This window comes from Nitrospinota bacterium (genome assembly GCA_016235255.1).
Lineage (GTDB): Bacteria > Nitrospinota_A > UBA7883 > UBA7883 > JACRLM01 > JACRLM01.
In genome coordinates this window covers 1-12537 of sequence record JACRLM010000064.1, presented here as the reverse complement: position 1 = coordinate 12537, position 12537 = coordinate 1, and the positions used below count along the sequence as shown (strand labels likewise).

12 protein-coding genes are annotated in these 12537 nt (G+C 58.9%); all 12 read right to left on the bottom strand.

Annotation, left to right across the window (positions count from 1 at the left end; translation table 11 throughout):
* Window positions 1-3: 3 nt before the first annotated feature.
* The 12 genes from HZB29_08245 to HZB29_08190 all read right to left on the bottom strand — a co-directional run bounded on the left by HZB29_08245 (window position 4) and on the right by HZB29_08190 (window position 12235).
* On the bottom strand, window positions 4-726 hold the full coding sequence (locus HZB29_08245) for an acylneuraminate cytidylyltransferase family protein (protein ID MBI5815587.1): 723 nt from the start codon (window positions 724-726) through the stop codon (window positions 4-6).
* A 34-nt stretch (window positions 727-760) separates the two neighbouring features.
* The gene (locus tag HZB29_08240; protein MBI5815586.1) at window positions 761-1984 is read right to left on the bottom strand and encodes a hypothetical protein; all 1224 of its coding nucleotides are present in this window, start codon (window positions 1982-1984) and stop codon (window positions 761-763) included.
* A gap of 18 nt (window positions 1985-2002) precedes the next feature.
* On the bottom strand, window positions 2003-3007 hold the full coding sequence (gene galE / locus HZB29_08235; protein MBI5815585.1) for a UDP-glucose 4-epimerase GalE: 1005 nt from the start codon (window positions 3005-3007) through the stop codon (window positions 2003-2005).
* Window positions 3004-4155, bottom strand: coding sequence for a glycosyltransferase family 4 protein (locus HZB29_08230; GenBank protein MBI5815584.1), 1152 nt, complete (start codon window positions 4153-4155; stop codon window positions 3004-3006). Before HZB29_08230 ends, galE begins: the two co-directional genes overlap by 4 nt.
* Window positions 4152-5018: a class I SAM-dependent methyltransferase gene (locus HZB29_08225; protein ID MBI5815583.1), complete on the bottom strand. Its 867-nt coding sequence runs from the start codon at window positions 5016-5018 to the stop codon at window positions 4152-4154. The genes HZB29_08230 and HZB29_08225 overlap by 4 nt, the downstream gene beginning before the upstream one ends.
* 24 nt (window positions 5019-5042) lie before the next feature.
* Entirely contained in the window at window positions 5043-6944 is a 1902-nt protein-coding gene (locus HZB29_08220; protein ID MBI5815582.1) for a transketolase, read from the bottom strand.
* A gap of 4 nt (window positions 6945-6948) precedes the next feature.
* Complete coding sequence (locus tag HZB29_08215; GenBank protein MBI5815581.1) at window positions 6949-8415, bottom strand: aldehyde dehydrogenase; 1467 nt, start codon at window positions 8413-8415, stop codon at window positions 6949-6951.
* A 5-nt stretch (window positions 8416-8420) separates the two neighbouring features.
* On the bottom strand, window positions 8421-9272 hold the full coding sequence (locus HZB29_08210) for an SDR family oxidoreductase (GenBank protein ID MBI5815580.1): 852 nt from the start codon (window positions 9270-9272) through the stop codon (window positions 8421-8423).
* The gene (locus HZB29_08205; protein MBI5815579.1) at window positions 9227-9739 is read right to left on the bottom strand and encodes an HAD hydrolase family protein; all 513 of its coding nucleotides are present in this window, start codon (window positions 9737-9739) and stop codon (window positions 9227-9229) included. Before HZB29_08205 ends, HZB29_08210 begins: the two co-directional genes overlap by 46 nt.
* The gene (locus tag HZB29_08200) at window positions 9740-10792 is read right to left on the bottom strand and encodes an N-acetylneuraminate synthase family protein (GenBank protein MBI5815578.1); all 1053 of its coding nucleotides are present in this window, start codon (window positions 10790-10792) and stop codon (window positions 9740-9742) included. It lies immediately after the preceding gene.
* Between the two features lie 85 nt (window positions 10793-10877).
* Complete coding sequence (locus HZB29_08195; protein ID MBI5815577.1) at window positions 10878-11525, bottom strand: winged helix-turn-helix transcriptional regulator; 648 nt, start codon at window positions 11523-11525, stop codon at window positions 10878-10880.
* Between the two features lie 161 nt (window positions 11526-11686).
* On the bottom strand, window positions 11687-12235 hold the full coding sequence (locus HZB29_08190; GenBank protein ID MBI5815576.1) for a hypothetical protein: 549 nt from the start codon (window positions 12233-12235) through the stop codon (window positions 11687-11689).
* Between the last annotated feature and the right edge of the window lie 302 nt (window positions 12236-12537).

Here is a 12537-nt window from a genome sequence, read left to right as displayed (position 1 = left end):
AATCTAGACTCCCTCCGCCAGAATTTTCTCCGCCACGATCCAGTCTTCCGGGGTGTTTATGTCAAACCCCTCCCGCCCTTGCGTGAAGAACGGGACGATGGTGGATCCTGCGATAGAATTTGTCTCGAACACCACCCTGGTCCAGGCGATCTCAAGGCTTGCGTTCTGGACATATATCTCCGGGAGCGCCTGGTATGGCGTGCTGTGCCAGGGCTGCCCCTCCGGTCCGAAGGGAATGAGGGGCAAAAGACGCCCGCCGCGCACCACCCACATCTTGCAAGGGTGTTCGCCACACTTTTCCACCGCGCGAAGGCTGTCCACCCCCGCCCCGGCGGAGATAAAGGTTGTCCACGCCCGGCGTATGGTGTCCTCCGTCCGGAAGGGGCTTGTCGGCCGCAGTATGGAAAAAGCGTCCGGCTTCCTGCCGCCGGCCGCCAATGTTTCCAGCACGTGCCGCACCCACTCTATGTCCGGCGACAAATCGCCGGCGTACTGCGCGGGCCGCATGAAAGGGACGGACGCGCCGGAACTTTTCGCGGCGGCGGCGATCTCCCCGCTGTCGGTGGAAACTATCACTTCGGAGAACACTCCGCTTGCAGTGGCGGCGCGGATTGTGTGCGCGATAAGCGGAACGCCCCCGAGCATTTTCAGGTTCTTGCCGGAGACCCTTTTCGAGCCGCTCCGGGCAGGTATCAGCGCAACTACGGAAGGTTTGGCCATTGTCATTGATCTCCGTTATCAGTGTCAGTCACCGGCGCGCTCAATTGGCTTTTTTCCCGCCCGTTTCCAGAAACTTTGAGACTTCCGGCATGAACGAGTCCACCAGCGCTTCGTACCCTTTTTTATTGAAATGCTTCCAGTCGCGCGGGCCGTGGATGACCTCCTTATCCGAGGCCGCCCGGATCCGCCCACGGGTGTCCACGAAACCGGCCCCCTGCCTGGCCGCCGCCTGGCCTATCAAATTGACGATCATATCGCTCCGGGCCGTCACCGATTCCGTATCGTACACATTGCCCCCGGAGCCGCCATATTTCTGGATGGACACCTGCCTGGACACAAGGTTATACGATGACAGGGGCGACGGCACATACACCACCACCGTCCTGGCGCTTTTCATGTATTCCATCATGAAAGCCAGCGACCGTTCGAATCCGTAAACGGCAAGGCCGATCTCCTCCTCGCCAAGCTCCATGTCGGGCGATTGGAGGTTTGCGGGAAGCGTCAACGTCCTCCCTCCGGAGATGGCTTGATTTATGGACGTGGATGCGGGCCTGGATTTTTTCTCCATGGCCACTTTTGGCGCCTGGACGTTTTTCCTGATGATCATTTTGAGGAAGGATGTGAATATGAGCTGGTCGGTCAATTTGGGATCAAGCGCGCGCCTGCACATGTCAAACTGGTCTTTGACCATTATCCCTTCTTTGATGAATCCTGTGAAATACGCTTCGTCGCGGATGCGCCCCATGTCGTAACCGCCGCCTGTGTACGCTTCCCTGATTTTATCGATGTTGTTGCTCAGGTCGTTGCCTTCGTAAAAATACACGAGGATGATCTTCGGCTCGGCAAGCCTGGCAAGCCCCGGCCGCCACACTTTGTTGAAAGCCTCGCGCACACAATAGGGCCTTGCCGCAATTCCGTCCAGGCTTCCCAACCCGCCCCAGCCGTAAGTTATTGTGTCCACCCCCGTCCTGTCCTTTATCACGTGGGCGCTCGTGCACGGTTCGTTCCTGTCCGGGTTGGCGTCCATGAACCAGTCCCCCGCCCCCTTTGCGTACGAATCGCCCACAATGGCGATGTAATCACGGGGCACAAGCGAGGACTTGGAGCTTTGCGCCGCCACGTCTATCCCGGTGTTAAGAAATGGCTGCAGCTTCAGCGGCACATATGGCAACAGCATCGGGAAAAACGCAAACTCTATGGACGCATAGAGCAGCGCGCACGAGCCCGCCGCCAGCGCTAAATTGGTGAGAGCGTTCTTTATCACCAGAGGCCCCGGATTGGATTATCCGCCCTGCCCGGCGTACCCGGCGGGATTGGCCGCGCGCCAGCGATGCGCCGTCCGGACGATGGACTTTAGGTCGTGCGCAGGCTTCCATCCCCCCAGCAGCCTTGAGGCTGATTCGGCGGAGGCCACAAGCTCCGGCGGGTCGCCGGGGCGCCGTGGGCCGATTGTTACCGGTGTTTTCACTCCGGTAACTTCGCTTACCATGTCCACCACCTCCCGCACCGAATGGCCGCGCCCCACCCCGAGGTTTACGGAGACGGGAGCGCCACCGCCATCCAGGTAATCCAGCGCCCTGATGTGGGCGTCTATCAGGTCTTCCACGTGGATATAGTCGCGGATGCAGGTTCCGTCCGGCGTGGGATAGTCCGTTCCATAGATCACAAGAGCGGGGCGCAGGCCAAGTGCCGCGTCTATGGCCAACGGTATCAGGTGCGTCTCCGGCGAATGGTCCTCGCCGATGGCCCCCTCCACGTCCGCCCCGGCGGCGTTGAAATAGCGCAGGGCTATGGATGATATTCCGCGCTCGCGGCCGATGTCGAACATCATCCGTTCGAACACCATCTTCGAATATCCGTAAGGATTGATCGGATGCATGGCGCAGGTGTCCGGAATCGGAGCCACGCCCGGTGCGCCGTACACCGCGCAGGTGGAGGAGAACACAAGCTTCCCCACCCCGTGCCGCGCCATGGCGTCGAGAAGGACAAGTCCCTTGCCGATGTTGTGCGAATAGTAAAGGCCGGGCTTTTCCACCGACTCGCCCACTTTGGACAGCGCCGCGAAATGGAGCACAGCGTCTATTTTGCGGGTGGAGAATATGGAATCAAGCGTGGCCGGATCGCCGATGTCCCCCACCACAAGGTCCGTCCCTTCCACGGACTTCGCGTGCCCCAGCGAAAGGTCGTCCAGCGTGACGGTGTCCCATCCCGCGCGGCGCAGGTAGCGCACGCAGTGGCTTCCGATATACCCTGCCCCACCGGTCACAAGGGCTGTTTTTCCTTTCACAGGGCCGTCCCTCCGATCAGGCCGCCAAAAATCATCGTATGTTTATTTGTCCACGCTTCCTTGCCAAAGCGCGATTCCGCCGTTTTCCTGGCAGCGGCGCTCCATTTGCCCCAGTCTCGCATTATAAGTTCCGCCGCCGCCGCCATTTTGGCCGGGTCCGGGGCGTGTATTTTTTCGTAACTTGCCGGCGCGTCAAGAAGAATGCCGCCGTCGCCCACTATCTCCACCGTCCCTCCGCTTTTCGAGCCGATCACGGGGACTCCGCATGCCATCGCCTCCAGCGGCGTTGTGGGGCTCGCGTCGTTGTATTGCGCGTGGAACAGCATGTGCGCCCCGCCATGGACCGCCGCGGCGTCCTTGCGCGGGTATGGGCCGGTGAATTTTACGTCGCTTTCCAGCCCCAGCCCGCGGACCGTTTCCATGGTTTCCGCCTCTGCGTTTTGCCATCCAAGCTTGCCGGCTATGGTGACGTTGATTTTGCGCCCGGCGTTTTTCAGCGATGCGGCGGCATTCAAGGCCGCCATGATTTTATAGGCGAAATTATGCGTCCCGGCCACCAGTATCCTCCATACGTCAAACGGCGGCGGACTGGCCGGCGGGACGAAAAATGATGTGTCCACGCAGTTATAAATTATCTCCGAAGGGCATGCGGCCTTTCCCAGATATTTGTCCGCCCCCTCCTTGCAGAACCGGCTCTGGTACACGATAAAATCAGCCAGTTCGAGGATTTCACGCATCTGCGTGTTGCGATGCTCAAAATCCTTCCCGGCCCAGCCCGGATAGGCCACGCCGTTCTGGTTGAGGACGATCTTCACCCCTTTCCCCTTCGCCCATCCGGCAAGAGCCGCGGCGAATTTCGGGAGAGCGCTGCTCACGAGGTACAGGATGTTATAGTTCTCAGCGTTTTCGGGATATCGCTCGTCAAGATACGAAAGTTTTACCCGGCCCCCTGACAGGATCGTTTTTTCGCCCCGCGAAAGCGCCCCCCCGAAACTTAATACAGGAGCGCCGGATGGAAGCGAAAACGACGAGGAGTTCAAATGCTTGACGAATTTTTTTCTCTCCCAGCCGTCCAGCGCGTCCCGGATCGGCTGTTTGACAAAGGCCGGTATCGCCGACTTGATGGACATAATCGCCGGAGCGGTCATTTCCCTTCCGGGGCTTTCAACGGAAAGCTTTTCGGCTTGTAAAGGTAGCGCAGCATCACGTCCGCCAGCCGCCATACCGCCATCGAAAACATTCCTCCCGCCCCTTCGGTCTTTCCCGGCCCCGCCAGAAGGACCATGGCCCGTGGAAACTCCGGGTTGTCCGAACCGCCGTAGACCAGCCCTTCGGTGTGAAACACGTTCACATACCTGAAAAACCGCCGCGCGTGCGGGATGGCAAGGCAAGTGCCAAGGCCGTATTCGTCCAGCGGGGCGAAATCGTCCATCAGCACCACCCCGCCTGGATTAAGCAGGGTGATCGAGCGCGCCAGATCGTGTATCACCGAATGGGCGTCATGCCCGGCGTCTATGAATATCAGGTCGAACTTTTTTCCATCCGCGGCCAGGGCCGCCATGGTGGAGGTCGTCGAACCGGTGACGAATTTTATGTTTTTGCGCAGATCATTGCTTATGTGCGCGGCCCAGACCTCCTCCACGCTGGCGTTTATCACCTGGTCTTTTCCGGAAAGCCTGATGGGCCATGTCTGTTTCAAGTTTGGTGTGTTTATGTCCAGCGAGGTGATCTTAAGGTCGATCCCCAGCTCCTGCGCCGCCGACGCCATTGCAAGGCATCCAAGCCCGCGGCCAGTCCCCACCTCCAGCGCTTCGCCGGGGCATATAAGCTCCACCAGCTTTGTGAGTATGAGCGCACGCTCGAAATTGGCGGGGCCGAATCCCCCGTCCTCCTTTTTCTTCCACCCGGTGAGCATTCCAAGGTTGAAGATGCGCTCCTTGAGTTTCGCCTCGCCAAATCCGCGAAGCCATCCGGGTATCCCGGCAAGCTTTGCGGCGATTTCGTTGTCCATCCCGTTTCCTTTCAATCCACCCTGTCAGCCCAAAGTCTTCTTTATGGCCATCTTTATGCTCTCAGCGTCCAGCCCGTGCGCCTTTAACACTTCCGCGTTCTGGCCGCATTCGGCGATCCGCCCGGTCTCCACCCCCAGTGAGTGGACTTTTATTTTCAGCTCTCCATTTCCCGCAAGGGCGCTTCGCACAAATCCACCCTGCCCCCCCTCTATATAATGGTTGTCCAGCGTGACAAGCGCCCTGCTTTTTCCAATCACGCCTTTGAGCCATCCTGCGTCCAGCCTGTTAAGCCACGGCAGGTTTATCACTCTCACCCCGACCCCTTCCACCCGGAGCGACTTTGCCGCAATGACCGCTTCTGAAAGGGTCACCGGGCCATAGCCTATCACCGCAACGTCGTCCCCTTCCGTGAGCGCGATCCCCTTCCCGCGTTCAAACCTGTAATCCACCGGCAGCGTGTATGGAATGTCCACCGGGATGGAGACCAGCCGCAAGTATGTGGAACCTGCCGCATGGCGCGCGCAATATTCCACCGCCATGGCCACCTCCGCCTCGCAACATGGCTCTATAATTTCAAGCCCTGGCATGGCGGACAGGGCGGCGATATCGCGTATGCACTGGTGCGAATGCCCCGGCATCCCCGGCACAAGCCCCGCCAGCGAACCGACATATACCACCCTTGTCTTCTCCGTCGCGTTGTTGAATATCTGCTCGTTGGGCCGGGTGGAAAGAAAGCAGGCGAACGAATGCGCCACCGGCAAAAATCCCTTCAGCGCCATCCCCCCCGCCTGCGACACCATGTCCTGCTCCGCGATTCCGCATTCGATGAAACGGTCCGGATACTTTTTCTCGAAAGGTATAAGCCCGGTGTCCAGCGCCAGGTCCGCCGACAGCGCCACGAGTTTATTGTTCCGCTCCCCCTCGGCCACAAGCGCCCTGGAATACGCGTCCACCAGTTTCTGCGGTTTTTCAGGAACCACCCGCGCCGGACGCTCCACATCCGCAAGCGCAAGCGGCCCGGCCCCAAGTTCCTTTAACATCCCGTTGGCGCTCTCCAAAAGCTCCTTTAAACCGGCTTCATATGGCGCAACGTCCGGCGCGCCGCTGTGGAATTTGTACAGTCTGTCTTCCGCCTTGAACCGGGAGGACTCCATCGGCCCGCCCCCCTTCCCTTTCACCGTGTCGGCGATAAGGAATTTGGGCATGCCGCCGTAAGCGTCCAGTTTCTCCATCGCCATGCCGATGGCCGCCATGTCGTGCCCATCGCACCTTTCAACCGCCCATCCGCAGCTTGCCACACGCGCCGCCAGATCGCCAAGATCGGAAACATTGGAAACGAGCGTGTCGGACTGGAGCTTGTTGTGGTCCACAATGGCGAATATGTTTGAGATTCCCTTGTTCACCGTCGGCCGCAGCGATTCCCAGAACTGCCCTTCCTGTAATTCGCCGTCCCCGAGCAGGACGTAATAATTGCGGTTCACGCCGGAGAGCCTGTCCGCCAGCGCCATCCCCCGCGCCTTGGATATCCCCATCCCGAGGCTCCCTGTGTTCGAGACGATGTGCGGCGTGCCGATGTCCGGATGGCCGGGCAGGCCGCCCAGCCTTCGCAGGGTGTGTATTTTATCGAACGGCAAAAGGCCAAGCCCGATGAGGGTGGAATACAGCCCCGGCGCATCGTGCCCCTTGGAGGAGAAGTACACGTCCCCCCCGGCCGTCCCAACTCCTTTCATCCTGTTCAGATAAAGGTACGAAACCATGTCCAGGCTGGAAAGCGAGCTTCCCACATGCCCGGAGCCTGCGTAACTAATCATGTAAAGGGTGTTGATCCTGCAAAGCTGGGCGAAAAGCGCCGTCACCTTTTCACCGGCGCCCAGAGCGCGGACGCGCTCGAATTCTTTTATGGGAATGTATGAAAGACCGCTCACTTAACTACAATAGCCCCGGGATAGTGTTTATGTTCACGTTTTTGAGTTCCGAATAAACGTCCAGCGCCTCGGTCCCCGGCTCGCGCCCTCCCGCGCCGGAGTTTTTCACCCCGCCAAAGGGCATGTGCGGCTCGCTTCCATATGTCCCGGCGTTGACGTTTGCCACGCCGCACTGCACCCGCCGGGCGAATTCCAGCGCCCGGTGGACGGATGATGTGTGTATGCACGAGGTGAGCCCGTAATCGCAATCGTTGGCCAGCGCCAGCGCGTCATCAAAATCCTTCGCCCGGTACAGGCATGCGATGGGGCCGAAAATCTCCTTGCGGGATATCTCGGCGGATGGCGCCGCCCCTTCGATTAATGTGGGGGCCATGTAATACCCCCCTTCATGGCCGGGGCCGGTCAGGCGTGATCCGCCGATCAATACTTTGGCGCCATCTTTCTTCGCCGATTCCACGGCTGCAAGCATGTTGTCCAACTGGCGGCCGTTTATCACCGGCCCCAGATCGTCCACGTCGCCAGACCCGACTTTCAATTTTGCGGCGGCCTTCACGAGCGCCTCCCTGAACCGGTCATACACCGAATCCAGAATAATTATCCTGCTTGCGGCGGCGCAACGCTGGCCGGCGTTGGAAAATGCGGAAAGGAGCGTCCATTTCACGGCGTTGTACATGTCCGCGTCGTCGCACACCACCAGCGGATTTTTCCCGCCCAGTTCCAGGAAAACTTTCGCAAGCCGCGCCCCGGCCGTCCGCGCTATCCACCGCCCCGTGGCGGTGGAACCGGTGAAGCTTATCAAGTCCACCCCCGCGTTCTCCACAAGAGGCGCGCCAGCTTCGCTTCCAAGGCCGTTGATGACGTTGAGCGCGCCGGCGGGCAAGCCGGCCTCTTTTGCGATCAATGCAAACGCCACTGCGGTCATCGGAGTGTCTTCGGACGGCTTTAGCGCCACCGTGTTGCCGCATATGAGCGCCGGGAAAACTTTCCACGCCACGTTTGCGATGGGGGTGTTCGCCGCAATGATAAGCCCCGCCACCCCAACAGGCTGGCGGATAGTCAGCGACGTGCGCTCCTTCATGGATGACGTGGTCGTCTTCCCGTAAAACCTGCGCCCTTCGCCGGCCATGAAATATCCCATTTCTACAGCGCCCCCTGTTTCGCCGAGGGCGTCCTTCATAGATTTGCCGGTCTCCAGACTCACCACCCGCGCCATTTCCGCCGCGTGCTTTTCCAATAGCGACGCGATCTTGCGAAGAATGGACCCCCGGTCCACTGGTGTCATGGCGCTCCACGCGGGGAAAGCCCCCCGGGCGGCGGCCACCGCATTGTCCACATCAGCCTTGCCGGACCTTGCGGCTTTGAGCAAAAGCTTCCCGTCGGCGGGACTGAACTTGTCCAGCTCGGCCCCGTTTGCGGCCGCAACAGGCTCGTTGTTTATCCAGTTATCGACTTTGTCCGCCACAAGTTTCATTTTGATCACCAAGCCGTGAATCCGCCGTCCACCCGCAGGTTTATCCCGGTGACGTATGACGAAGCGTCCGACGCCAGGAATATGAGCGGCCCCGCCAGGTCTCCGTCCACCGCCATCCGCCCGAGAGGGACCCGCGCGTTGAACTTGGCCTTGAATTCTTCATCCTGCCCTCCAGCCACGCCGCCGGGGGAAATCGCGTTCACGCGAACGCCATTGGGACCCCAATGTGTGGCGAAATATTTTGTGAGGTTCAGGACAGCTGCTTTCGACGCGCCGTAAGCGGGGGGTTTTATGAACGGATTCTCCCCCTCGATATGGCCGTAAAAGCGCGCGTCCGGAGACACCGAGCCATAAAGCGAGCCGATGTTTATCACGCTTCCGCTTCCACGCCTGGCCATCATCCCGCCGAACACCTGCGTCGTCAGGAACAGCCCGTACACGTTCACCGTCAGGGTGGGCATGAACATCTCCAGCGGAATGTCCTCAAGCTTGAAAGATTTGCCCGGCGCGGGGGGCTGGTCTATCCCTGCGTTGTTCACAAGAATGTCCGGAGCCCCGAAGGTCTTTAAAAGCTCGTCCTTCGTCAGCAGCAACGCATCCTTGTCCAGGGCGTCGGCGCGGGCCAAATGAAGCTTCTCTTTTCCAAACTTTTTCTCCAGAACCGCGAAAACTTCCGACGGGGCAGCCTTTGGATGGTCCAGCGCGAACACACGGCTTCCGGCGGCAAGGAGCGATTCGATCCACACCGGCCCCAGTTTTCCCAAGGCGCCGGTGACTATCGCTACTTTCCCTTCCAGCGAGAAAATGTCCTTCACTTTTTCTTCCCCTTCACCACGCCGTGATAGAACCAGTCGCACACCTCCCGCACGGCGCCGCGCCCGCCGGGGGATCTGGTGGCGTAATATTTGGCCCGCCTCACCTCTTTTTGCGCGTCCGCCACCACTATCGGAAGCCCGACGGCGTCCAGGCATTCGCTGTCATTTATATCGTTCCCCACAAACGCCATTTCGGCCAACGATATCCCCCGCTCCGCAGCGGCTTTTTTCAGTTCCGAAAGCTTGTCCGCCACGCCGTGGGCGCAGGGTATCTTCAGTTTTCGCGCCCGCGCGTCCACCACCCTGTTCTCCTCGGTGGAAAGCACGAACATGGCAAACCCCGCCTTGCGAAGCCTCGATACCCCCATCCCGTCGCTCCTGTCGCACCGGACCGCCTCGCGCCCGTCTTCGAACACATAGACCCCGTTGTCGGTCATCACGCCGTCAAAATCGAAGACCAGCAGTTTTATTTTCCCGAGAATGGACCGGGAGGGGACGCCGCTTTTCATCTACTGCCCGAGCGCCTCGAACATGATGTCTCCGTCTTCTTTTATGTCCACCAGCAGCTTTTTGCCGATCACCCTGTCCAGCTCGTATGGAGCCAGCCCGTCGCCGGGGCTTTTTATGGCCACATCCTCATGGGTGAGCACATGCCCCTTGGGAAGGGAACTTGCCGCCACAAGTTTCTTCCCCATCTTGATGATCGGGCTCTTCTCGCATTCATGCACCCTTTTCACGGCGCTCCCCAGCGCCACGCGGGTCCGCTTCAAGTCCCTCACAAGCTTTCGCAATCCCACGGGCTCCAGCGAAAAAGCGTGGTCAGTGCCGCGCATCGCCCTGTTCAAGGTGAAGTGTTTCTCAATCACCCGGGAGCCGAGCAGGTATGACACAGGGCCCATGGCGATCCCGTTGGAGTGGTCTGAAAACCCGATCACAACGTCCTCGAACCTGTTGCGGTAAGTGGTTATCACGTTCAAATCCAGGTGGGCGTACTCGCACGGGTATGACGCGGTGCACTGCATAATGCAGATGTTCTTGTTCGCGGCGGACACGGCGTCGTAAATGCGGTGGACGTCCTCTATGGTGCACCCGCCGGTGGAGATGAGAAGGGGCTTTCCAAATGATGCCACGTGCTTTATCAACGGGATCGACTTCGCGTCCCCCGACGCCACCTTGTACCCGGCCACGCCAATGTCCGCCAGCAGGTCCGCGCTTTTAAAATCGAATGCCGTGGCCAGAAAATCAACGCTCAACTCCGCCGAATATGCGATCAAGTCGGCGAAATGCTCCTTTGAAAGCTCCAGCGCCTCCCTGTGCAGCCCGTAGGTGGCTCCGTACGAAAGCTCGTTGTCATAAGGCTTGTCGTAGTATTCGCGGGTGAAAAGGGAGCGGTTGTCGCGCTTCTGGAATTTCACGGCCGACGCGCCGCACTCCTTGGCGGTCCGGATCATCTCCTTGGCCGTCTCGAAGTTCCCCTGGTGGTTGTGCCCTATCTCGGCTATGACGTAACAGTCGGAATCGTCGTGGACGTGGTTGTTGCCTACCTTGAATTCTCTTGCCATTATTTTCCTTTATTCATTTATGGCGCAAAGCCGGCCGGCCATGCGCCGTTTGGGAATTATATAACATTACGCGCGCCTTCAACCTTCAGACCCTGGGCCCGGAAAGGATGACCAGCGCGCTGTTGTCCGGCGCCCCGTCCCGCCGCCCCCACCATTCCAGAAAAGCGGCGTCGCATACAAGTATCCTGTCGTATTCAATGGAGCGCAGGGCGTTAAACGGCGCCGTCTGGACGCCGGCCACAGGCTCATTGGAGCCCTCGGCCACAACTCCGGCCAGCGTAAGCCCTTCGGTGGTCATGATGTTGAGCGCCGCTATCTCAGCCAGCCCGTTGGCGCCGGCCACCACAAGCCGGCGCTTCCCCTCTTCGGAACATCTGGCCAGCAGTTCGCTGATCACAGACTGGGCCGCGCGGTAGTTTTTCATTGTCAGGGAAAGGTATTCTATAGTGAGCCTGCTTTTTTCCAGGAATCCTTCCGGCGTCAGGTAATAAAGCCACCTGCGCGCGCTCACCTGCCTGGCTTTCACCCACCCCTTGGCGATCACCTTTTTCATGTAGGAATGGACGAGCCCGGCGGCAAGCCCCGTCTGCCTGGCGATCTTGTTCTGGGAGACGCTCTGGCTTTTCTCCACGCTGTCGAGGATCTGCATCGACACCGCTTCCTCGGCCATGCTCCTGTAATAGTTATGGGCCAGCTGGCCGTTCTTTTTCCGCTTAACTGACTTGGTTTTCATGATTTACGAGCGAACAACCGGGCAAAACTCCATTGAAACCTGATTTTAATTGATTTTTGGCCGCCGCCGCGTGTTTTGGCGCATGCCTCCGGCCAACTGATTGTCAAGTGGCAAACACCACCTCGCAAAATGTCAAAGCCGGGAAGGAGTAAACTCTCCGCCTACCAGGCCTTCACAAGATCAGCTTCAAGCTCGGTCACAAGCGCCCTGTTAAAAAGGTCCAGGCTCACCACAAACCGGCCGCTTTTGATGTTCGTGCGCATGAAATAGCCCACCGCGCCGGCCAAAGGCCCGCCGGTCACCTCCACCCTGTCATACGGCTTTAACCTGCGGGAGAACTCCATTTCATGCAAATGCGCCCCGCTGGCCAGCATCACGTTGACGCTCTCTATTTCCTTTTCCGCTATAGGCGCGGGGGCGCCCCCCTGCCGCACAAGATCGAATATGCCGTTTATGGAATACAGCAGGCGAAGGTTGATCGCCCTAAGGTTCGTCTTTATGAACACATATGAGCCGAACACCGGCTTTGTGATGACAGACTCCCTGTTCCCCCTTTTTTTCCATAGGGTAAGGCTTGGCACCAACGACTCTATCCCCAGTTTGTCACGGATCACGCTGGATATCTTGTATTCACTCTGGTGCCGGACGTAAACAGCGTACCAGCTTGGTGATTCAAGCTCTTCCGGCGGCAAGAAGGATGTTTTACTCATAGTTTGAGCATTATATGCGGCATTCCAGAATATGTCAATTTCAATGATTAAACAGTGTTTTTACTAGCGCTTCCCCGTGGTCACCTCTATTAACACTTCCCCGTGCTTGCCTCTTTTAACGCTTCCCCGTGGTCGCTGACCACGGTTCCTTTGGAGCGCGGGTGGACTGCACCCCGTCAACTGGACAGTTAATCCGCCAGTTTTAGTGTGACCTGTCCGAGTTCCTGTTTCCTGTCTTCATCCTGCAATATAGCTTCAAACTCCTCCGGCGGCAAGTAACCGATCCCGGAGTGTACCCGCTT